The following is a 21,696-nucleotide window of genomic DNA, read 5'->3' as shown; positions in this document are numbered from 1 at the left end:
CCCGGGACGGGTGGGGGCTGCCTTGCGGGCGGGTGTGCTCATGGTGGCCACCTCAGTAGGCGAAGGCGAGCGTGTCGCCCGGTTCGTTGTCGTCGTCCTTGGGCTTCGGCGGGGGCATCACCGCGTCGACGCCGCCGCGGATGTACTTGCGCATCAGGTACAGCTCCACCACGCCGAGGGCGGCGTACACCGTGGTCAGCGCGATGAGTGACGTCCAGACCTCGCCCGTGGACAGGTGGGAGACGGCGCGGGCGGTGAACATCCAGACGCCGTCGACGCCCGACGGGTTGGGCGCCACCACGAACGGCTGACGGCCCATCTCCGTGAAGATCCAGCCCGCGCTGTTGCCGAGGAACGGCGTCGCGACGCCGGCGAGCACCAGCCAGGCGAACCAGCGTGAGCGAGGGATGCGGTCGCGGCGGGTCAGCCAGAGGGCCAGCAGCCCGATGCCCGCCGACACCGCGCCGAAACCGATCATCATGCGGAAGCCCCAGTACGTCACCGGGAGGTTCGGCACGTAGTCGATCGGCTTGCCGGCCAGCGATCCGAGCGAAGGGTCGTCCGGGTAGTTCGTGCCGTACTTCGCCTGGTACTCGGTGATCAGGTCCTCGACGCCCTTGACCTCGGTCTTGAAGTCGTTGTGGGCCAGGAACGACAGCAGCGCGGGCACGTTGAACGTCTTGACGTCCTCGCAGTTCGACCCCGCGACGTCGCCGATCGCGATGATCGAGAAGCTCGCCGGCTGTTCCGTGTGGCAGAGCGCTTCCGCCGACGCCATCTTCATCGGCTGCTGCTCGAACATCAGCTTGCCCTGGGTGTCACCGGTGATCGCCAGGACGGCGAACGCGGCGATGCCGACCCAGCCGCCCAGGCGCAGCGACGTGCGCCAGACGTCCTGGTGGTCGCCGCGGCGCCACAGGTGCCAGCCGGCGATGCCGACCAGGAACGCCGCCGCCACCGAGAACGCGCCGGCCAGCGTGTGCGGGATCGCGGCCAGCGCCGTGTTGTTCGTCAGCACCGCCCAGATCGAGTTCATCGTCGGCTTGCCGTTCTCGAACGTGACGCCGACGGGGTGCTGCATCCACGAGTTCGCGGCCAGGATGAAGTAGGCCGAAGCCATCGTGGCCAGCGAAAACGCCCAGGCGCAGGCCAGGTGGACCTTCTTCGGCAGCCGGTCCCAGCCGAAGATCCACAGGCCGAGGAACGTCGACTCGACGAAGAACGCGACGAGCCCTTCCATGGCGAGCGGCGCGCCGAAGACGTCGCCGACGAAGCGGGAGTACGCGCTCCACGTCATCCCGAACTGGAACTCCTGCACGATGCCGGTCACGACGCCCATGGCGAAGTTGACCAGCAGCAGCTTGCCCCAGAACTTGGTCATCCGCAGGTGCCGCAGCTCGCCGGTGCGGACCCAGCGGGTCTGCATCGCCGCGACCAGGATCGACAACCCGATGGTCAACGGGACCATCAGGAAGTGGTAGACGGTGGTGATGCCGAACTGCCACCGCGCTAGCTCTAGGACCTCCACGTGGTTCAGCGTGCTCCGGACCCGGGAGCGCGACCAGTTCAACTGGTCCTGATGTGCCCAGGACCAACGTCCTGGGTGACTACATCCGGTCGAGTGCCTGCCGGGCTTCCTCGGCGACGGCGCGCCGCGGGCCGGCCTCGCCGAGCTCGAGCACGTGCTTCAGGGCCAGCGCGTACGCCGTGTCGAAGGCCTTCTCCGCGTCGACCGGGATGTCGGGCCGGACGCCGACGCCCTCCCAGTTCTCCCCCGTCTCCGGGTGCAGCGAGCGCGCGATCGAGACGGTCACGTCCAGGTAGGTGTCCACTTTGTACTGCTCACGCGGGTGCGCGCCGCCGCGGCTGGGCTCGCCGACGGTCTTCGCGCGGCCCTGCTGCTGCAGGGAGAACGCGAGGTCCTCTCCGCCGGAGAACGTACGCGGGCCGGTGAGCACCCAGATCGGCTTGGTGCCGCCGAACTTCGCGCCCGGCACGTACGGCAGCGTCCACATCTGGGTCGTCTTGTCGCCTTCGCGCTCGTAGATGTCGAGGTAGTGGACCTGCTCGTCGACCAGGTAGCTCTGCAGCAGCGCGCTCGTGCCCGGGGTGCCGCCGCGGTTGCGGCGCACGTCGAGCAGCAGCGCGTCGGTCGGCGCCAGCAGCGTCATCGCGGCCGCGATCGCGGGCCCGGCCAGCTCGGCCGGGTAGAGCAGCGTGGTGTCGAGGTAGCCGACGTTGCCCGCGAGCCGCTGGACGGACGCGATGCCGAAGGCCTCCAGTTCGGCTTCGAGGCGGAAGGCGTCGGAGTCGAAGGCCGCGTCGCCGTCCTCGGCGACCGGGTCGACGTGGTGCCGCAGCCGCAGGTGCTTGTCGCCGTTCACCGACTGGAGGTCCTCTGTGACGGTCGTCGCGAACTCGGCGTCACCGAGGTCCGCGTACGCGCCTTCACCGAGACGCCCGCGAAGCACCTCCGCCAGTTTCGCCGCGACGTCCGGGAAGACGTAGTGCCCGTCCAGCCGGCGGATGACCTCGTTGACCTGCGCAGCGCGCTCTTCAGACCCCATGGCGGTCAACCTACCGCAGCCCACAACCGAAAATTCGGTGCGCCGAAGAAAATTGTGCGACACCCCTGGAAAACGAATTCATGGCCGCCGATTCAGCAATTTCGCGCAAGCCATCAGCTTGCCTCCTTCTGAATGCCCCCTTTATCGTTGAAGTGAAAGGGGCGAAGAATACACATGACTACCGCGATGGTGGCGTTGATCAGCGCGTTCGGCCTGGTCCTCGCCGTGGAGCTGCCGGACAAGACGCTGGTCGCGACCCTGGTGCTGACCACCCGTTTCCGGGGTGGGCCGGTTTTCGCCGGGGTGTGCGCCGCGTTCGCCGTGCAATGCGTCATCGCGGTCGCGTTCGGTAGCGTGCTGACCCTCCTGCCGGACCTGGTGCTTTCCCTGGTCGTCGCGGCGATGTTCGGACTCGGCGCTTTCATGCTCCTTCGCGAGGGATTCAGCGAAGCGGACGAAGCAGGCGAAGACGCTTCGCGCACGGGCCCCTCTCCGGCGTCCTTCGCACGTTCCGCGCTGACGTCCTTCGGCGTGCTCTTCGCCGCCGAGTGGGGTGACGCCTCCCAGCTCGCGACGGCGAGCCTCACCGCCCGGATCGGCAACCCCCTCGCGGTCGGCGTCGGCTCGTTCGCCGCGCTCGTCGTGGTCGCCGGGCTCGCGGTGTTCATCGGCGGCAAGATCCGCAATCGGATCAACCCGAAGCTGATCCAGCGGATCGCCGGGTTCGTGTTCGCCGGGTTCGCGGCTTTCGCCCTGCTCCAGCTCGCTTTCTGAGCCGGGCGTACAGGCCCTTCACAGGATCACGCGGTAACCTTTCGGGAACGAATGGGTGAGGGCAAGGTGAACACCACCTTGCCCTTCTCCGTGTCCCCGGGAGCCAGGAGAACAGCAGGTGACCTCGCCGAAGCCTTCGACCCACGCCGTCTCGCCGGTGCACGGCAGACTCGCGCTCGGGTGCATCGGCCTGGCCGTGGCCATCTCGATCGACCTGCACCTGCGCCTCTCCGGCCAGGTCAGCCCCATCTGGCAGACGCTCTCGGAGTACGTCTACGGCAAGCTCGGCAGCTCGTCGGCCGCGCCGCTGTTCAGCGCGATGTGCCTGGCCCTGTCGCTCGGCTCGGTCGCGCTGCTCACCGGCATCGCCAAGGCGCACCGCCCGGGCACCACCGCCGTCTGCGTGCTGCTCGGCGTCTGGTCGGCCGGGCTGCTGGTGTGCGGGCTCGTGCCCGTCGACCCGGACGGACAGGCGCGTTCGCTGTCCGGACAGGTGCACAACATCGCGGCGCTGACGGCGTTCGTCGCGCTGCCCGCCGCCGCGTTCGTGCTGACCCGCCGCGGCCGCGACCGCTGCCCGTGGGAGCCGCGCCGCACCACGATCCGGCGGCTGGCCACGGCGAGCTTCGCCAGCATCGGCATCGTGCTCGCCGGGTTCGTCTGCACGCTCGTCATCGGGCCCGCCCAGCAGGACGTCACGCTCGGCCTGTTCGAGCGGCTCCTGTTCACCATCGACGTCGCGCTGCTGCTGACCATGGTCCGGCCGCTGGTGGCCGTCTCCCGGCGTTAGTTCGCCTCGCCCGGCCCGACCAGGATCGGCTCGACGCCGTGCCCGGTCAGCCACCACGACTCGTACGCCGGGTCCGGCCACGCGGACAGCTCGGCGCCGTCGTCGAACGTCAGCACGAGGCTTCCGGAGCGCAACCGCACCGCGGTCACCGTGCGCCCGAACAGCGCGAGCACCGGCGCGAGCGCGGTCCCGGTCGCCGGGGTCAGGTCGTGGCAGCGGCCCTCGGCGTCGCGCACCCGGAACGACGTCTCGACGACCAGCTCGGCCTCGACCCTGGCGTCCTCGCCCACCGGCTGGTCGACCAGCTCGAGGCGCACCTGGAAGTCGAACGCGGTCCGGCGGACCGCGCAGCCGACGAGCTCTTCGGGAACCTTCACCGCACCCCCGGACCGGGTCACGGCGGCTCCCCGGCGGGCCGCCTCCGGCGACCACGAGACCACATCCCGGCGCCGGTGCGCCAACTACGCGTCCGTTCGGAGCACCTCGGTCAGCCGAGCGGCCGCAGCCACGACCTGCGGCCCCACCTCGGCGGACTTGAGGGGTTCGAGGGAGACGACGCCGACGCTCGCGCGCAGCCCCGGCACCCCGCGGACCGGCGCGGCGACGCCGGAGGCGCCCGCTTCCAGCTCGCCCGACGAGGTCACCCAGCCGTCGCCGCCGGGGCGCAGGGTCATCGCCTTGCCGGCCGCGCCGGAGTTCAGCGCGTGGCGGCTGCCGACCCGGTAGGCGACGTGGAAGCTCGTCCAGGACGGCTCCACGACGGCCACCGCAAGCGCTTGCGGCCCCTGCGCGACCGACAGGTGCGCGGTCGCGCCGACCTTTTCGGCCAGCTCGCGCAGCACCGGACCGGCGGCGTCGCGCAGCTGCGGCAGGACCTGCCCGGCCAGCCGGAGCAGGCCGACGCCGAGCCGGACCTTGGTGCCGTCGCGCCAGACCAGCCCGCGCTCCGAGAGCGGCACGAGCAGCCGGTAGACGGCCGCCCGGCTGGCCCCGATGGCCACGGCGAGCTCGGAGATGGTCGCCGCGTCGCCACCGGCGTCGGCCACGGCCTGCAGCAGCGCCAGGCCCCGGTCGAGCGTCAGCGACCCCTCCCGGCTGGTCACAGCAGGCCGAGTTCACCCATGTCGGCGACCGGTTCGTCGAACGACGCCGCCGCGTACGACGCGAAGAGCTCGCGAACGGCCTTCGCGGCGGGCTCGGACAGCGCGCGGGCCTCGTCGGCCAGCACCTGGCCGTCGGTCTCCTCCAGCGCCGCCCGGACGTCACCGCCGGAGAGGCTGCGGGCGGAGGCCACCAGCAGGTTGAGGAAGCCGTGGTGCACGAACCCGGTGTCCGGGTCCGCGTGCCGGACGGCGCGGTGCAGGCTGTTCGTCGCCTTGAAGGACGCGCCGCTCGACCCGCTGACGACGGCCAGGAAGTCCGCCACCTCGTCGACGCTCGGGAAGTTCTCGCCCGCCTTGCCGCCGCAGCGGATCTTGGGCCAGCTCCCGTGCTCGATCACCTTGCGGACGCCGTCGAGCCAGCCGACGCCGCGGCGCGGCTCGACGACCCGGATGACGTCCTCGGGGACGAACTCCGAGACGCGCTCCAGCCACACCTCGTCGACGTCCGACGGCGCGGGCATCTCGACCATCCGCAGAGCGAGCAGCTCACTGCGCGACTCGACGATGGAGATCGCCTTCGGCACACCGCCGAGACCGGTGTCGATGATCAAGGAAAGCGGCAACGGCTGCTTCGGCTTGATTTTGATCAACTCGGTGATCAGCTCCGGCAGCCGGGACGCCTGACAGAGAAAAACCCCCAGTACACCTGCGTGTTCGGACTCCCGGCTCGCGAAGTGCGCGCGCAGGGCTTCGGGCATGGCCGCATCGCCCGGAGGGAACAGCGCCGAGTCGTCGACGAGCCTCGCGAACAGGGGAGGAATCCCACGGGGGCCGGGGGGCGTGAGTTCCACAGCGCTTGACACGAATGACACGCTAGTAGCGTACGACATGAGGACAAAATCGTTCGCACAACGGACACGTTCGAAGGGGACGTCGATGCCTTACTACCGGCGAGTAGGCGAGATCCCGCACAAGCGGCACACCGCGTTCCGGAAGCCGGACGGCGGGCTCTACGCCGAGGAGCTGATGGGCGTCGAGGGCTTCTCCGCCGACTCCGCGCTGCTCTACCACCGCGGGCTGCCGACGGCGATCGTCGACGCCGTCGCCGTCGAGGAGGACCGCGGCTCGCTCACCCCGAACCACCCGCTCAAGCCGCGGGCGTTCAAGACCCAGGACCTCAAGTTCGGCGGCGACACCGACGCCGTGACCGACCGGCGGCGGCTGTTCGGCAACGCCGACGTCACCATCGGGTTCGTCACGGCGACCGCGCCCAGCCCGCTGTACCGCAACGCGGCCGGCGACGAGCTGTTCTACGTCCAGGGCGGCTCCGCGACCGTCGAGACGATCTACGGCAGCATCGAGGTCGGCGACGGCGACTACCTCGTCATCCCGACGTCGTGCACCTACCGCGTGCTGCCGCACGGCGAGGTCGGCCTCTTCATCCTCGAAGCGCGCGGGCACATCGGGCCGCCGAAGCGCTACCTGTCGGCGAAGGGCCAGTTCCTGGAGCACTCGCCGTACTGCGAGCGCGACGTCCGCGGGCCGTCCGAGCCGCTGCTGGCCGACGGCGAGGACGTCGAGGTACTCGTGCGCCACCGCGCCGGGCTGACCCGCTACACGTACGCGACCCACCCCTTCGACGTCGTCGGCTGGGACGGCTGCCTGTACCCGTGGGCGTTCAACATCGACGACTTCGAGCCCATCACCGGCCGCGTGCACCAGCCGCCGCCCGTGCACCAGACGTTCGAGGGCCCGAACTTCGTGGTCTGCTCCTTCTGCCCGCGGAAGGTCGACTACCACGAGGACTCGATCCCGGTGCCGTACAACCACGCGAACGTCGACTCCGACGAGCTGATGTTCTACGTGCGCGGCAACTACGAGGCCCGCAAGGGCTCGGGGATCGGCGTCGGCTCGCTGTCGCTGCACCCGTCCGGCTTCACGCACGGCCCGCAGCCGGGCGCGGCGGAGGCGTCGATCGGCGCGGAGTTCTTCGACGAAACCGCCGTCATGGTCGACACTTTCGCTCCGCTGGACCTGGGTGAGGCCGCTGATGCGTCCGAGGACCCCGGTTACGCGTGGACGTGGTCGCGCCGCGGCCCTAAGGGATAGTCAAGTTTCGGCAACGCGCCCCCAGTGCTCCCCCACCGGCCGGATAATGGACTTTCCGGTCGGCGGAGGGTGCATTTTCGATGATCAATTCCCAGCCTGCGCGAAGAAAAAGAAAAATTCTTCCCTTCGTCGCCGCGATCGTGGTCGCGGCCGGGTTGATCATCGGAATCCGGGCCTGGACCAGCGATTCCGACGAGGCCGACGCCCCGAAGTGCACCGGTGACGACGCGATCGCGCTGAACGTCGCGTCGTCCCCGGAAAAGGTCGGCATCGTCCAAGAAGCCGCAAAAGCCTACTCCGGACGGTCGGTCGCCGGACATTGCGTGGACGTCGTCGTGAAGTCGAAATCGTCGGGCATCGCGATGCAGGCGCTGGCGAACGGCTGGAACGAAGCCACCGACGGCCCGCGCCCCGACGTCTGGACGCCGGCCGCGAGCGGCTGGGTCAACCTGCTGCGCGTCAACGCCAAGGGTGACACCGGCTCGATCGTGCCCGACGGCAACCTGGAGTCGATCGCGAACTCACCGTTGACGATCGCGATGCCGAAGCCGATGGCCGAGGCGCTCGGCTGGCCGTCGAAGCCGATCGGCTGGAAGGACCTGGCGTCGCTGGCCACCGACCCGGCGGGCTGGGCGAAGTTCGGGCACCCCGAGTGGGGCAGGTTCCGGCTGGGCAAGACGAACCCGAACATCTCCACGGCCGGCCTGAACGCCACGATCGGCGCGTACTACGCCGCGACGGGGACGTCGTCCGACCTCACCGCCGCCGCGCTCGAGAAGCCCGAGGCGAAGCAGTTCGTCACGAACATCGAGCAGGCGATCGTGCACTACGGCGACAACACGCTGACCTTCCTGACGAACCTGCAGAAGGCCGACGACCGGGGTGCCGCGCTGTCGTACATCTCGGCCGTGACGGTCGAGGAGAGCTCGCTGATCGGCTACAACCAGGGCAACCCGACGAACGACCCGGCGAAGGTCGGCCAGCACGCGCCGCCGAAGGTGCCGATCGTCGCGATCTACCCGTCGGACGGCACGCTCAACTCCGACCACCCGTTCGTCACGCTGAACTGGGCCGACCAGACGCGCAAGCAGATCGCCGCGGACTTCCTGGGGTACCTGCGCGGGCCGGAGACGCAGCAGAAGTTCGCCGCGCTGGGCTTCCGGTCCTTCGACGGCAAGCCGGGTCCGCAGGTGACCACGGCCAACGGCGCGCAGCCGGACGCGAAGATCAGCTTCCTGCAGCCGCCGTCGCCGACGGTGCTGTCGAAGCTGCTGACCACCTGGACCGAGCTGCGCAAGAAGGCGAACGTGCTGCTGGTGGTGGACGTTTCCGGCTCGATGGGCGACGAGGTCAAGGGCACCGGCAAGAGCAAGATCGACCTGGCGAAGCAGGCCGCGATCGACGCGCTCGGCCAGTTCGTGCCGCGGGACCAGGTCGGGCTCTGGCAGTTCTCGACCCACCTCGACGGCGACCGGGACTACCAGGAGCTGCTACCGGTGCAAGCCCTTGGCACGGCCGGCAAGGAGACGCTCGCGTCGCGGCTGAGCGGGCTCACGCCGCAGGCCGGCACCGGGCTGTACGACTCGTCGCTGGCCGCGTACGAGTACATGAAGGCGCACGTCGACCCAACGGCGATCAACGCCGTCGTCGTGCTGACCGACGGCCGCAACGAGGACTCCGGCGGCGTCGACCTCGACCACCTGCTGCCGCAGCTGCGGCCCGAGGGCAACGCGGAGACGGTCCGGTTGTTCACCATCGCCTACGGCGGCGACGCCGACCAGGACGTGCTGAAGCAGATCGCGGAGTCGACCGAGGGGTCGGAATACGATTCGTCCAAACCGGACTCGATCAACCAGGTCTTCACGTCCGTGATCTCGAACTTCTGATGAAGTTCGCTCGTGAGTTCGCCGAACCGTGGGGGCTGTTCCTCGGCGCCGCGTCGGCCGGCGTGGCGTGGGCCGTGCAGCTGCCGGTGGTCGCCGCGCTCGGCGTCGGCGTCGTGGTGCTGGCCGCCCGCGCCGGCGTCGCGGTCGCCACCCGCGAGCCGCCACCGCGTGAAGCGCGGGTCCTGGACGTCACGCCGGGATCGACCGAGGCCACCTGGCTGCAACGCGCGGAGCACGCCGCGGAGGGATTCGGCTCGCTGAGTGATTCCCTGGACTCGGGCCCGCTCGCCACCCGCGTCGCCGACATGGAACCGGTGGTCCAGGAGACGCTGTCGACCCTGCAACGCCTGGCCGGCCGCGCGTCGGCGACGGGAAAGGCGTTGTCCCGCGTCGATCTCGAGGCCGTCGCGCGGGAAAAGCGCCGCCTGAAAGGAGAGTTGAAGTCGGCGCACGAAGACGTCCGGGCTGATCTCGAGTCGGCGTTGAACGCGGTGCAGGCGCAGGCGGACGTCCACGCGCGGCTGTCGGGAGCGCGGGACAAGCTGCTGGCACAACTGCAATCGGGCGCGCTCGGCCTGGACAGCCTGGTGGCGCGGGTGGCGGAACTGACAGCGGCGACAACGGACTTCGCGGTGGACACGGGCGCGGTCCGCGAGCTGAGCGACCAGCTGGAGGGAATCCGCCAGGGAGTCTTGGAGACGGAACAGGCGACACGGCGGTCGTTGGGCTGACCGCCTGCTTGACCGGATCGCCCTCTGGTGTGAACTTCCCTCCCATGAAAGCAGAATCGCGCACGATCGCGCGGAGTCAGTGGGTTCTGGATGCGAAGGGGGTCGACGACGAGGCGGTGCCGCCGTCGGTGCTGGCCGAGTGGCGGCGGTACCAGCGGTCGTCGTGGGCCGCGCGGCGGCGGCACTCCGTGGTCGAGATGGCGAGCCTGGTCGTGACCGCCACGATTCCCGCGCTCGCGGCCTTCGCCGTCGACGCGCGGATCATCGCCGCCGTCGGGTCGCTTGCGGTGCTGGTCAACGGGGTTCGGGCGCTCGGCGGGTACAAGGAGAACTGGACCAGCCGGACGCGGGCGCGCTACGCGATCGAGAAGGAGATCGCGCTCTTCGCCGCCCGGCACGGCAACTACGCCGCCTCGGGCGCGGCGGCCGTCCTGGTGGAGACCGTCGAGGAGATCTGCGCCGGGGAGCGCGACGGCTGGGTGGCGCTGCGCATGTCCTACGGCAACGCCAGGGAGAAGACCGCCTAGCTCGCGCGCCAGACCAGCGAGTGCGGGTAGGCCGACTCCAGGTGCACAACGCCGGGTTGTGGCTCGCCGCCACGGTGGTTGTTTGCTCCGCGGGCGCCACTTTCGCTTTGCTCTCCGGGTGAAACGCAGGCGGTCGCTGGGGCCGCGGTTCAGGTGGCTTTGGACGGCCTACGCCGTCAGCGCGTTCGGGACCTGGCTCGGCTTCGGGGCCTTCCCGCTGCTCGCGATCCTCGTGCTGCACGCCGGACCGACGGCGGTGTCCGCGCTCGCCGCGGTCGGGCCCGCGGTCGGCGCGCTCGTGGCCGTGCCGCTGGGGCCGTGGATCGAGTTCCGGCGGAAGCGGCCGGTGATGGTCTGGATGGACGTCGTCCGGTTCGCGGCCCTGATCAGCGTGCCCACGGCGTACGCGCTCGGCTGGCTCGGTTTCGGGCAGCTCCTGGTCGTTTCGGTGATCGTCGCCGCGGCGGACATCGCCTTCACCTCGGCGAGCGGCGCCTACCTGAAGGCGCTCGTGCCGCCGGAGGACCTGCTCGTCGCGAACGGCCGGTTCGAGTCGACGAACTGGACCGCGACCGCGCTCGGCCCGCCGCTGGGCGGCGCCGCGTTCGGGCTGCTCGGGCCGGTGACGACGATCGTCGCGAACGCCGTCAGCTTCCTGCTCTCGGCGCTGGGGATCCGGGCGATCGGCGGGACGGAGCCATCACCGGCGGCGCGCACCGCGTCCCGGCTGCGCGCGCGGGACCTGGCCGAGGGGTGGCGCTTCCTGTTCAGCCACCCCGGCCTGCGGCCGCTGTTCCTCAACGTGCTCCTGTTCAACGGCCTGATCATGGGGACCGAGCCGCTGCTGGCCGTGCTCATGCTCGGTCAGCTCGGGTTCACGCCCTGGCAGTACGGGCTCGCGTACGCCGTTCCCTGCCTCGGCGGGCTGGCCGGCTCGCGGCTGACCCCGCGGCTCGTCGCACGGTTCGGGCGGCACACCGTGCTGTGGACGTCAGGGGTGCTGCGCGCGTGGTGGCTGCTCGCGCTGGCCTTCGTGCCCGCGGGCGCCGGCGGGCTCGGGTACGTGATGGTCGTCGAGCTCGGCCTGATCTTCTTCTGCAGCGTGTTCAACCCGGTGCTCGCCACCTACCGGCTCGAACAGTTCCCGGCGGACCGCATCGCGCGGACGCTGTCGGCGTGGTCGGTCAGCACCAAGGCGAGCACCGCGGCGCTCACCGCGCTCTGGGGGCTGCTCGCCGGGCTCACGGGCCCGCGCGTCGCGATCGGGATCGCCGGGGTGCTGGTGCTCGTGACGCCGTTCCTGCTCCCGCGCCACGACCGCACGCCCGCTCAGCCGAGCCGGACCGTCCCCAGCACCGGGTAGCCGGGGACACCCGTCGCGGACCGGCCCGGGCGCGGGACGCCGGCGATCCAGAGACGTCCGGTCGCCGCGACGTTCGCGGCCGTCGACGGGTCGGCGTCGTGGATGCGGAACGGGACGACCCGGCCGTCGGCGAGCATCGTCAGGCCGCTCACCCGGGCGGAGCCGTGCGGGCTCACCCGCACCGGCCCGTCCGGCACCGCGCGCAGCTCGGTCCAGTGGTCCGCCGGCTGCGGCCCGAGGTAGGCGATCGAGCGCATCGCCACGGCGATCGCGGCCGCCAGCGCGACGACCGCGAGCCCGGTGAACACCAGGACGACGAACCCGGTCGCGCCGTCGTCCGCCGGGAAGTCGAGCCGCACCCACGTCGCGAACCCGGCCAGGGCCAGCAGGAACGCGGCGGCTTCCCAGGTCTCGCGGACGCGGCGCCGCCGGTGCGCGGCGAGCACCGGGTCGAGCCGCGGCGAAGCGGACCAAGTCGTCTGCGGCACGGCGACGGCGTGCGCGGGTGGCGTGTCGTGGATCCGGGCGCGGCGGACCCGCACGACACCGGGGAAGCCGACGAACACCTTCGGCCCCGAGCCCAGCAGCCACACCCGGCGGTCGCCGGCCAGCAGCAGCCGGAACGCCTCGTCCAGCCGGACCCGCAGCCACCGGCCGTCCGGCAGCCGGACGCCGACGGTCCGGCCGCTGGCGACCAGCCCGTCCGCGGCGATGTCGACCCGCCGGAACCGCTCGCGCTTGAGCCGGTTCTCGGGCACGCCGACCCGGCCGCGGTGCAGCCAGAACACCTGGAAGAAGCCGAACAGCACGATGAGGAACACCGGGATGGCGACGCCCGTCCCGGTGAAGAACTGGGAGAAGCCGAGGAGCACGAACGGCCAGCCCGCGAGCCGCTGGTTCGTGATGGTCCGGCCGATGCGGTCGAGGTACTCGCCGAAGATCGGCATGGCGCCGGACGGCATGGCGGGGTCGAACTCGAACGCGCGCACGCGCTCGTGAGCCGGGACGATCTGCACGTGGAGCCCCCACCGTGTCGACACTGGTCACCGTCCCTTTCGGTGAACCGGTCATCGGCGTTACCGGATGCTCCGTTCGGCGCAACGGGCCGCGAACGAGCGACTATCCAGACGCAAGGATTCAGGTTAGGCTCACCTAAGTAGGAGGTGAGCCGTGACCGAAGCACCGACATCCATCCGCCGTCCGCCGGCACCGAACCCCGCCGAGCGCGCGAAGACGATCGCGACCCGCAACGGCCCGGCGTCGTTGATGCCCACCTGCGAACGCGCGGGCCTGGAGGCCGAGCGCGTCGTCCCGGTCCTGCACCACGTGCACCACAGCGGCAGCGTGAGCGTGCTGCTGCCCGACGAGCACCCGCTGGTCCGCGCGAGCAAGCAGACCCAGCGCGGCGAGCTGGCCGTGATGGTGGAGCTCGCCGACCAGGCGCCGGTCGACCTGCGCGAGCCGATCCGCGGCCTGCTCTGGATCACCGGCTGGCTGCGGCCGCTCTCGCCGGTGTCCGCCCGCGCACGGGCGGTGGCGATCGCCGAATCCCGGCCGGACGAGCGGCTCCTCGACGTCGGCCACGGCCTGACGCTGCTGCGGCTCACCCCCGCGTCAGTCGTGCTCGCCGACGCCGAGGGCACGCATTCGCTGCGTCCGCACATGTTCAGCGCCGCGGCGCCGGACCCGTTCCACGACTACGAGGCCCAGTGGCTGCGACACCTCGAAAGCGACCACTCCGACGTCGTCGAGCAGCTGGCCAAGCACCTGCCCGCGGACCTGCGCGGCGGCCGGATCCGCCCGCTCGGGCTCGACCGGTTCGGGCTGCGGCTGCGCGTCGAGTCCGACGTCGGCGACCACGACGTGCGGCTGGCGTTCTCGAAGCCGGTGGACAGCCCGCCGCAGCTCGCGATGGAGCTGCGGCGGCTGGTCGGCTGCCCGTTCCTGCGGGGCGCGTCAGGCTAGTTCGGCGGGGAAGCCGCCCTTGGCGAGCGGGCCCCAGCTCTCGATGGTCACGCGGATGATGCTCTTGCCCTGCTTGACCATGGCTTCGCGGTATTCGTCCCAGTCCGGGTGTTCGCCCGAAATGCTGCGGAAGTACTCCACGAGCGGCTCGACCGAATCCGGGATGTCCAGCACCTCGGCGGTGCCGTTGAGCTGGACCCACTTGTCGTTCCACTCGTCGGAAAGGACGCAGGCCGACACCTGCGGGTTGCGCTTGATGTTCACGATCTTCGCGCGCTTCGGGTAGGTCGAGATGACCAGCCGGCCCTCGGCGTCGACGCCGCAGGTGACGGGCGAGAGCTGCGGGCCGCCGTCGGCCTTCGTGGTCAGCAGGATCGCGCGGTGGCGGGTGGACAGGAACTCGACCAGCTCGGCGCGGTCGACGGTCTCGTTGGTGGCGATAGTCCTGGGCATACGTCGAAGGTAGCGTGCGCTCATGACCTTCACCGCGCGATCGTGGCTGGCCCCGGCCCGCCCGGACTTCCCGGACGCGATCGAGGACCCGCGCGAGCGCAAGGCGATCAAGATCGAGCTGCTGATCGTCTTCGGGATCACGCTCGGCCTGTCCGGCGTGCGCAGCCTGTTGTCCCTTGTGGACTCGCTGCTGCAACCGGCCCCCCTGGCGCAGCAGCAGGTGCAGCTCAACGTGCCCCAGGCCGCGGCCAGCCTGATCGACCTGCTCAAGCAGCTGCTGTCGGCCGCGCAGCTGGTCGGCTGGGGCGCGCTAGGGCTGTACCTGCTGTGGCGCGCGGGCGTGAAGATCACCCAGGTGGGGCTGGACCGCCGCTCCCCCGGCCGCGACGCGCTGCTGACCGTCGCGCTCGCCGCCGTCATCGGGATTCCCGGGCTGGCGCTGTACTTCATCTCCTACCACCTGGGCTTCAGCCTGGCGGTGCAACCGTCCACATTGAACGACACGTGGTGGCGGCCGATTTCCCTGACGCTCTCGGCTTTCGGCAACGCCTTCGCCGAGGAAGTGCTGGTGATCGGGTACCTGCTGACCCGGCTGCGGCAGCTCGGCGTCCGCGAGAACAACGCGCTGTTCGGCGCGGCCGTGCTGCGCGGGTCGTACCACCTGTACCAGGGCTTCGGCGGGTTCGTCGGGAACCTGATCATGGGCCTGGTGTTCGGGCGGCTGTGGCAGAAGACCAACCGGCTGTGGCCGCTGGTGGCCGCGCACACGCTGTTCGATTTTGTGTCCTTCGTCGGGTACGCCCTGCTGAAGGGTCACCTTTCCTGGCTGCCTTGACTAGGCTCGGGTGGTGATCGACGAAACGACACCTCCCCGGGTGGACAGCGAAGTCGGACCCCTGCGCGCGGTGCTGCTGCACCGGCCCGGCAACGAGCTCAAAAGGCTGACGCCCCGCAACAACGACCAGCTCCTGTTCGACTCCATCCCCTGGGTCGACCGGGCCCAGGCCGAGCACGACGCGTTCGCCGACGTGCTGCGCGGCCGCGACGTCGAAGTGCTGCTGCTGGCCGATGCGCTGCGCACGGCGCTCGAAGACGTCCGGGCGCACGCGGCCGGCGTGCACGCCGCGGTCGACGACCGGCGCCTCGGTGGCGACCTGGCCGACTCGCTGCGGTCGCACCTGTCCGGTGTCGACGCGGCCGGTCTGGCCGAGGTGCTGATGGCCGGGATGACGTTCGAGGAGCTGCCCTCGTCCGAAGGCGCGTCCCTGGTGCGGATGATGAACCACCCGCACGACTTCGCCGTCGACCCGTTGCCCAACCTGCTGTTCACGCGCGACTCGTCGGCGTGGATCGCCGACCGGGTGGCGATTTCGTCGCTGACCATGCCCGCGCGGCGCCGCGAAACCGCCGTGCTGGACCTGATCTACGCCTACCACCCGTACTTCCGGCACGCGGCCCGCGCGTACGGCGCCCATTCGGCGCCGATCGAAGGCGGCGACGTGATGCTGCTGGCGCCGGGCGTGCTCGCCATCGGCGTCGGCGAGCGGACCACGGCCGCCGGCGCCGAGTCGCTGGCCCGTTCGGTGTTCGCCGACGGCATCGCGCACACGGTGCTGGCGGTGCCGATCGAGCAGTCCCGCGCGACCATGCACCTCGACACGGTGTGCACGATGGTCGACGCCGACGCGGTCGTGATGTACCCGCTGGCCCGCGACTCGCTGACGGCGTTCACGCTGCGTCCGACCGGCGACGGCGGGGTGAAGGTGGCCGGGCCGGCGCCGTTCCTGATCGCCGCGGCCGAGGCGATGGAGATCGACCGGCTGCGCGTCATCGACACCGGCCTGGACCCGGTCACGGCCGAACGCGAGCAGTGGGACGACGGCAACAACACGCTCGCGCTGGCGCCCGGCGTGGTCGTCGGCTACGAGCGGAACGTCGAGACGAACGAGCGTCTCGAGGCGGCGGGCATCGAGGTGCTGCCGATCACCGGGTCCGAGCTGGGCTCCGGCCGGGGCGGCCCGCGCTGCATGTCCTGCCCGGTGCGCCGCGATCCCCTGTGAATTCAAGTAAGCCTTCCCTAAATGCATTGATGATTTAGGGAAGGCTTACCAAAATTAGGTTCGTCTTTCTTTAGGAATGGTAACCTAATAGGGGGTAGATCACCACTCTGAAGTGGCATTGATTCGCATTCTGACGTACCGTTAGATGCATGGCCCTCATCAACCGGAAAGAACCGCGCTCCAAGTTCTACGAACTGCTGCAGGCGCAGATCCACAACGAGTTCAACGCGTCCCAGCAGTACATCGCGCTCGCGGTGTGGTTCGACGCCGAGGACCTCCCGCAGCTGGCGAAGCACTTCTACAAGCAGTCGGTCGAAGAGCGCAACCACGCGATGGCGCTGGTGCAGTTCATGCTCGACCGCGACCACCACGTCGAGATCCCTGGCACCGGGGAGGTGCGCAACGACTTCTCCGGCGTCACCGAGCTCATCGAGCTCGCGCTCGAGCAGGAGAAGGAGGTCGCCTCCGACATCTCCGCGATGGCCAAGGCGGCTCGCGCCGAAGAGGACTACATCAGCGAGCAGTTCACGCAGTGGTTCCTCAAGGAGCAGGTCGAAGAGATCTCGCAGATGAACACGCTGCTGACGATCGTCAAGCGCGCGAACGGCAACCTGTTCGAGGTCGAGGCGCACCTGCACCGCGAGTCCGTCGGCGACGCCGGCGCGGACGCGCAGATGCCGCCGGTGGCCGGCGGAGCGCTTTAGGCTTCCCACCACGCTGCGCCCATTGCAAGAAGCCAGAAAACCCGGGCTCTCCCCCTGTGGACAGCCCGGGTTTTCCGTATGCGGCGCCGGTCAGCCGGCGCAGTCCTGGTTGAGGCTCATCAGGCTGGTCTGCACGACCCCGGTGTCGTCGAGCCGGAAGTGGTACGCCGAGGTGCTGAGCGCCGGGGCGACGATGCCGCCCGGCTCGTCCTTGGCCTCGGGGTAGGCGGCGAGCACCTGGTCCTTCGTGGATCCGGCGCCGACACCTTCGACGGTGTGGGCCGTCTGCGCCGGCGTGACGACGGTGAGCCCGACGGCCTTCGAGATGACCACGGTCGCCGTCGCGGGGACTCCGCTGCCTTTCACCGTGTAGGTGGTGCAGCTCCCGCCGACCTGGGCGTCGCTGAGCGTCACGCCCTGGGCGTTGACCTGGGCCTCGGACATGCCGAGCTTGATGTTGCCGAAGCCGTCCGACGCGAGCAGCGGCCCGGTCGAGACCGGCGCCAGCTTCGACGGCGGCTGGGCCGACGACGGCCGCGCGGTCCGCGAGGGCGCGGAAGCCGGTGGCGAGGAGGCTTCGATGTCGTTCGTGCTGGTCGGCGCGGCGATCGACGGCTGGGGCGACCGGCCGGGCGTGAGGTTTTCGGGAGGCTTGACGCTGATCGAGGACCCACCGGCGGAAATCACCGCGGTGCCCTCCTCGGTGTGGAGGCGCACCACGGTGAGGCCGCCGGCGACGGCCACCACGGCCGCCGCGACCCCGACCACGGTCAACGCGCCCTGGCGACGCCGACGACGTCGGCGTGCGCCCGCGACGATGACCGTGCCGGCGTCGGGTGGCGGAGGCAAGTCGAGCCGCTCATCGGCGAACAGGGCGCGCAGGCGCTGCTCCAGTTCGTCCTCGGAGATGTTCAACCTGCTTCACTCCCTTCGCCTTCGGTCGCCTTCAGCTTCATCCGCAGCGACGCGATCGCCTTGCTTGCCTGGCTCTTCACGGTGCCCTGCGTGACGCCCAGTGCACTCGCGATCTCCGCTTCCGAGAGACCTTCGTAGTAACGCAGCACCATCACCGCGCGTTGCCGCGGCGGCAGCGTTCGTAGCGCGCGCCACAGTGGCTCGTGCTCGAACGGGTCGTCCGGAACGTGCGGACTGGTGTCCGGCAGATCGGCCACCAGGTTTTCCCGGCGGGTCCGGCGCCAGCGGCTGACGTGCGCGTTCGCCATCGAGCGGCGGACGTAGGCCAGCGGGTCGCCGGTCTTGTCGTGCACGTACGTCCAGCGTGAACCCATCTTTTCGAGCACGGTCTGGACCAGGTCCGCCGCGTCGTGCGGATTGCCGGTGAGCGCGTGGCCGTACCGCAGCAACCCCGGCAGAGTGGCCTGCACGAAGTCCCCGAAGTCGGCGAACTCACCCGGCAACGTCGCGGCCCTCCCTCGGCCTGCGCTGGTCACCCAGGTATCTCCCCCGGTGAAGACGGGTGCCGCAGCGGTCACCGTATCGCCTCCCATCGGGGTCGGGTAGCCAGAAGCCGAGTCACCTTCCTCCCCAACACGCATCACAACCCCCTCAGGTTGCCCGCGTCCCCGCACGAATTCGGAGACGCTGTGATGCGCTCCGCGTCAGCGGAGCGCGAGCGACTCCGGCAGCTCGAAGCCGCCGTCCGCCTGCACGGTGAACTCGTGGACATCAACGACGGCGTCGCGCGCGATCGGCCCGTAGACGTGCGGGAACCAGATCCCGGCCGGGTGCGGCGGCTCGCCGTCTTCCCAGCGGACCGGGACCCCGAGCTTCGCCGGGTCGATCTCGAGCAGCACCAGGTCGGTGCGGCCCCGGTAGAGCGCGTTGGCCGGCAGGTGCGCCGTGCCGAAGTCGGAACAGTGGATGAACCCGACGTCGTCCAGCGACGGCGCCCGGTACTCGCCGCCTTCGCCCACTTCGGCCCACTCGGCCGCCCCGCAGATGTGGAGTATCACGGGGAGAATGGTCCCACCGGCGCGATCCGGCGGCGGTGTCTCGTGCGCCACATAATGCCTGGTTGAACGCTCATCCAGCACGACGAAGGGGCCGTCCCTCGCGGAACGGCCCCTTCGTCGTGCTGGATCGGATCAGCGCAGGGTGAGCTGACGGCCGATCAGGCCGTCGCGCGCCCGCCGCTCGGCGGCGTTCAGCGGCTCGGCGTCGAGGGACTTGAGGGCGGTCTCGAGGCGGACGCCGAGGGCGTCCTTCGCGTCCGCCCACTCGCGGGCGTGGGCCTCGGTGTCGAGGTCCCAGACCGGGACGAGCAGGCCGTGCGCCCGGAACGAACCCGCGTAGCGCGAGCCCTCACCGAGGCCGAGCTCACCGGCCGCGGACAGCCGCGCCAGGGCCTGGAGCAGCAGGTTCTCCGGCTCCGGGCGCACCCAGCGCAGGTGCGCCTTGTCGCCGGCGAGCACCCAGTAGGCGCCCGAGCCGAGCCGTTCGGTCGGCATGATCGCGGCGTTGGCGCGCTCGAGGGACACCGCGACGTCACCGGTGGCGTCCGCGTCCTCGGGCAGCCACCAGGCGAAGTCGGTGTGCAGCGTGACGTCGAGGTCGGCACCGGGGGTCAGCAGGTCCTGCAGCCGGGCGTTCTCGTCGGCCGACGGCGGCGTCGTCGTGTCCGGCACGCCGAGGACGTCACCCTCCTTGGCGTCCAGCAGCCACTTCAGCGAGCGGCCGAGGTCGCGGCTGATGTCGGAGGACCGGGTCTGCACCTGCAGGCCGAGGTACCGCTCGCCGTCGGAGCGGACGAACGCGGCCGCGGCCATCGGCAGCACGGTGCCGAGGGTGACGTCACCGCCGTCGGCGAGGGTGAGCTTCGCCGTCGCGGACGGCACGAACTCCCGCAGCGCGATCAGCTCGGGCTCCGCGACCAGGCCTTCGAACGGCTGGCCGACGAAGACGTCGCGCACCTTCGGCTTGCGGTCCGACGCCTGCTTGGGACCCTTCTTGCGCGCGCCCTTGCCCACTGCTGCCTCCTCTGGCTCGGCTTGGAACGCTATCGAAGGGTTAGTCTCGCGACGTGTTCGACCCCCGCGATCCTGAGTTTCTCGAAGACCCCTACCCGGCCTTCGCGGCCCTTCGCGCAGAAGGCGACGTCCATTTCCACGACGGCCTCGGCCTGGCTTTGACGGTGTCCCACGCCGCGTCGGCGGCGGTGTTGCGCCACCGCGGGCTCGGCCGGATCTGGCAGGACGCCCAGCCGCTCGAACGGTTCGCCTCGTTCAACCTGCTGCACCGCAACTCGCTGCTGGAGAACGAGCCACCGGCCCACACCCGCCTCCGGCGCCTGATCGCGGGCGCGTTCGGCCGCGGCCACGTCCAGCGCCTGCAGCCGATGGTCGCGACGCTCGCCACCCGCATGGTCGACGACCTGGCCGCGGCCATCGCCGCCGACGGCAGCGCGGACCTGCTGGAGCACCTGGCCCAGCCACTGCCGGTCGCGGTGATCGCCGAGCTGCTAGGCGTCCCGGGCACCGACGGCCCGCGGATGGTGCAGCTGTCCAACGCCATCGTCAAGATGTACGAGTACGGCCTCCCCGAGACGGAGCGCGACGCCGCCGAGCAAGCCGCCGAGGAGTTCGTCTCGTACGTCCGGTCGGTGGCGACTTCCCGGGCTGAGTCGCCCGGCGACGACATCATCAGCGACCTCCTCCGCAGTGAACTGACCCCGGACGAGCTGGTCGCCACGGCGGTGTTGCTCCTGATGGCCGGCCACGAAGCGACGGTGAACGTGCTCGGCAACGGCATCACGGCCCTCCTCACCCACCGCGACCAGTGGGACCGGCTGCTGGCCACACCGTCGCTGCTCGATTCGTGCGTGGAAGAGCTGATCCGGTTCGACGCGCCCCTGCAGCTCTTCGAGCGGACAGCGACCGAGGACGTGACGATCGCCGGCTTCGTGGTGGAGCGCGGCCAGAAGATCGGCGCGCTGCTGGGAGCCGCGGCCCGGGACCCGAAGGTGTTCGAGAACCCGAACCGCCTCGACATCGGCCGGACGCCGAACGCGCACCTCGGATTCGGCATGGGAATTCACTACTGCGTGGGCGCTCCTCTCGCTCGGGTGGAGATCGCCGCGGCGTTGACCGCGCTGACGGAGAAAGTGCCGGGGCTGCGCCTGGTGGAGACACCGCCGCGGCGACCGGAGTTCGTGATTCGGGGGCTGCGGGAGCTGCGGGTTACGGCCTGAGCTGCGGCCCCACGGCCGGTGGGAGGCTTGCTGTGGGGTTGCTGCGAAGGTTCGCGCCGGACGATGGGATGGCGGAGCACCGCGGCGACAACCTCGGCGGTTGAGTGACCGGGGGACTCGACTTCAGCCTCGGTCGCCGCTTGCCCGGCCTGGCGGAGAAGGCACCCCCTCGCGGAAGGTGGCGCCGCGGCCAGCGGTGGTAATCCGGAGTTCCGGTAGCTACGTGTCACGGCTTGGCCATGGTCGCGGCGCGGCGCGCTGCTGGGCCGAGGCCGGTGGAAACACATCGCAGTTGACGGATCCGCAAGTGCCGCCGGTCGGGGCTGAGCCGTGGTCGCGGAGTCCGGTCTTGTGGCGCGCTGTTTGGCCGAGGCCGGTGGGAGTACACCGCCGCCAACGGACCTGCGAGCCGCTGCGAATCGAGACCGGAGCTGTGGTCATGGCGGGCGGATCTGCG

General features: G+C 70.5%; 23 protein-coding genes. 12 read left to right on the top strand and 11 right to left on the bottom strand.

The window, feature by feature from the left end; translation table 11 throughout:
• Positions 1-52: 52 nt before the first annotated feature.
• Complete coding sequence (locus VA596_RS10705; RefSeq protein ID WP_323325554.1) at positions 53-1,528, bottom strand: cytochrome ubiquinol oxidase subunit I; 1,476 nt, start codon at positions 1,526-1,528, stop codon at positions 53-55.
• A gap of 79 nt (positions 1,529-1,607) precedes the next feature.
• Complete coding sequence (locus tag VA596_RS10700; protein ID WP_323325553.1) at positions 1,608-2,567, bottom strand: S41 family peptidase; 960 nt, start codon at positions 2,565-2,567, stop codon at positions 1,608-1,610.
• Between the two features lie 186 nt (positions 2,568-2,753).
• Between VA596_RS10700 and VA596_RS10695 the strand changes: the two genes are divergently transcribed.
• Positions 2,754-3,341, top strand: a complete 588-nt coding sequence (locus VA596_RS10695; RefSeq protein WP_323325774.1) for a TMEM165/GDT1 family protein — start codon at positions 2,754-2,756, stop codon at positions 3,339-3,341.
• Between the two features lie 118 nt (positions 3,342-3,459).
• Complete coding sequence (locus tag VA596_RS10690) at positions 3,460-4,131, top strand: DUF998 domain-containing protein (RefSeq protein ID WP_323325551.1); 672 nt, start codon at positions 3,460-3,462, stop codon at positions 4,129-4,131.
• Here the strand turns inward: VA596_RS10690 and VA596_RS10685 are convergent.
• From VA596_RS10685 to VA596_RS10675, 3 genes are all read right to left on the bottom strand, one after another.
• Positions 4,128-4,529, bottom strand: coding sequence for a DUF6188 family protein (locus tag VA596_RS10685; protein WP_323325549.1), 402 nt, complete (start codon positions 4,527-4,529; stop codon positions 4,128-4,130). The genes VA596_RS10690 and VA596_RS10685 overlap by 4 nt on opposite strands.
• Before the next feature lie 63 nt (positions 4,530-4,592).
• Positions 4,593-5,234: an IclR family transcriptional regulator gene (locus VA596_RS10680; protein WP_323325547.1), complete on the bottom strand. Its 642-nt coding sequence runs from the start codon at positions 5,232-5,234 to the stop codon at positions 4,593-4,595.
• Positions 5,231-6,085: a hypothetical protein gene (locus VA596_RS10675; RefSeq protein ID WP_323325772.1), complete on the bottom strand. Its 855-nt coding sequence runs from the start codon at positions 6,083-6,085 to the stop codon at positions 5,231-5,233. The genes VA596_RS10680 and VA596_RS10675 overlap by 4 nt, the downstream gene beginning before the upstream one ends.
• Before the next feature lie 85 nt (positions 6,086-6,170).
• Between VA596_RS10675 and VA596_RS10670 the strand changes: the two genes are divergently transcribed.
• The 5 genes from VA596_RS10670 to VA596_RS10650 all read left to right on the top strand — a co-directional run bounded on the left by VA596_RS10670 (position 6,171) and on the right by VA596_RS10650 (position 11,850).
• Complete coding sequence (locus VA596_RS10670; protein WP_323325545.1) at positions 6,171-7,343, top strand: homogentisate 1,2-dioxygenase; 1,173 nt, start codon at positions 6,171-6,173, stop codon at positions 7,341-7,343.
• Between the two features lie 80 nt (positions 7,344-7,423).
• A complete protein-coding gene (locus tag VA596_RS10665; RefSeq protein WP_323325543.1) occupies positions 7,424-9,229 on the top strand; it encodes a substrate-binding and VWA domain-containing protein in 1,806 nt (601 codons plus the stop codon).
• Positions 9,229-9,960, top strand: coding sequence for a hypothetical protein (locus tag VA596_RS10660; protein ID WP_323325541.1), 732 nt, complete (start codon positions 9,229-9,231; stop codon positions 9,958-9,960). Before VA596_RS10665 ends, VA596_RS10660 begins: the two co-directional genes overlap by 1 nt.
• Positions 9,961-10,004: 44 nt before the next feature.
• Positions 10,005-10,487, top strand: a complete 483-nt coding sequence (locus tag VA596_RS10655; protein WP_323325539.1) for a DUF4231 domain-containing protein — start codon at positions 10,005-10,007, stop codon at positions 10,485-10,487.
• Positions 10,488-10,605: 118 nt separating this feature from the next.
• Complete coding sequence (locus VA596_RS10650) at positions 10,606-11,850, top strand: MFS transporter (RefSeq protein ID WP_323325536.1); 1,245 nt, start codon at positions 10,606-10,608, stop codon at positions 11,848-11,850.
• Here the strand turns inward: VA596_RS10650 and VA596_RS10645 are convergent.
• Positions 11,817-12,866: a hypothetical protein gene (locus VA596_RS10645; protein ID WP_323325534.1), complete on the bottom strand. Its 1,050-nt coding sequence runs from the start codon at positions 12,864-12,866 to the stop codon at positions 11,817-11,819. The two genes, VA596_RS10650 and VA596_RS10645, sit on opposite strands and share 34 nt — an antisense overlap.
• A gap of 154 nt (positions 12,867-13,020) precedes the next feature.
• Here VA596_RS10645 and VA596_RS10640 point away from each other — a divergent pair, with 154 nt between their 5' ends.
• Positions 13,021-13,815 (top strand): DUF2470 domain-containing protein, encoded by a 795-nt coding sequence (locus tag VA596_RS10640; protein ID WP_323325532.1) that lies wholly within the window; start codon positions 13,021-13,023, stop codon positions 13,813-13,815.
• Here the strand turns inward: VA596_RS10640 and VA596_RS10635 are convergent.
• Positions 13,807-14,268 (bottom strand): PPOX class F420-dependent oxidoreductase, encoded by a 462-nt coding sequence (locus tag VA596_RS10635; protein WP_323325530.1) that lies wholly within the window; start codon positions 14,266-14,268, stop codon positions 13,807-13,809. The genes VA596_RS10640 and VA596_RS10635 overlap by 9 nt on opposite strands.
• A 22-nt stretch (positions 14,269-14,290) precedes the next feature.
• On the opposite strand from VA596_RS10635, the gene VA596_RS10630 reads away from it, so the two are divergent.
• From VA596_RS10630 to VA596_RS10620, 3 genes are all read left to right on the top strand, one after another.
• Positions 14,291-15,103, top strand: coding sequence for a CPBP family intramembrane glutamic endopeptidase (locus VA596_RS10630; protein ID WP_323325528.1), 813 nt, complete (start codon positions 14,291-14,293; stop codon positions 15,101-15,103).
• Positions 15,104-15,143: 40 nt separating this feature from the next.
• Positions 15,144-16,328, top strand: a complete 1,185-nt coding sequence (locus VA596_RS10625; protein WP_323325770.1) for an arginine deiminase — start codon at positions 15,144-15,146, stop codon at positions 16,326-16,328.
• A 149-nt stretch (positions 16,329-16,477) separates the two neighbouring features.
• Positions 16,478-17,032 (top strand): ferritin, encoded by a 555-nt coding sequence (locus VA596_RS10620; protein ID WP_323325526.1) that lies wholly within the window; start codon positions 16,478-16,480, stop codon positions 17,030-17,032.
• Positions 17,033-17,122: 90 nt separating this feature from the next.
• Here VA596_RS10620 and VA596_RS10615 read toward each other — a convergent pair whose 3' ends face one another.
• From VA596_RS10615 to VA596_RS10600, 4 genes are all read right to left on the bottom strand, one after another.
• Entirely contained in the window at positions 17,123-17,947 is an 825-nt protein-coding gene (locus VA596_RS10615) for a hypothetical protein (RefSeq protein ID WP_323325524.1), read from the bottom strand.
• Positions 17,944-18,450 (bottom strand): SigE family RNA polymerase sigma factor, encoded by a 507-nt coding sequence (locus tag VA596_RS10610; RefSeq protein WP_323325768.1) that lies wholly within the window; start codon positions 18,448-18,450, stop codon positions 17,944-17,946. Before VA596_RS10610 ends, VA596_RS10615 begins: the two co-directional genes overlap by 4 nt.
• 201 nt (positions 18,451-18,651) lie before the next feature.
• Complete coding sequence (locus VA596_RS10605; protein ID WP_323325522.1) at positions 18,652-19,005, bottom strand: DUF952 domain-containing protein; 354 nt, start codon at positions 19,003-19,005, stop codon at positions 18,652-18,654.
• 132 nt (positions 19,006-19,137) lie between these two features.
• Positions 19,138-20,019: a DUF5926 family protein gene (locus VA596_RS10600; RefSeq protein ID WP_323325520.1), complete on the bottom strand. Its 882-nt coding sequence runs from the start codon at positions 20,017-20,019 to the stop codon at positions 19,138-19,140.
• Between the two features lie 53 nt (positions 20,020-20,072).
• On the opposite strand from VA596_RS10600, the gene VA596_RS10595 reads away from it, so the two are divergent.
• A complete protein-coding gene (locus tag VA596_RS10595; protein WP_323325518.1) occupies positions 20,073-21,239 on the top strand; it encodes a cytochrome P450 in 1,167 nt (388 codons plus the stop codon).
• Positions 21,240-21,696: the final 457 nt, after the last annotated feature.

The sequence above is a fragment of the Amycolatopsis heterodermiae genome (genome assembly GCF_034929455.1).
Lineage (GTDB): Bacteria > Actinomycetota > Actinomycetes > Mycobacteriales > Pseudonocardiaceae > Amycolatopsis > Amycolatopsis heterodermiae.
This window is presented reverse-complemented; position numbering and strand designations above follow the sequence as displayed.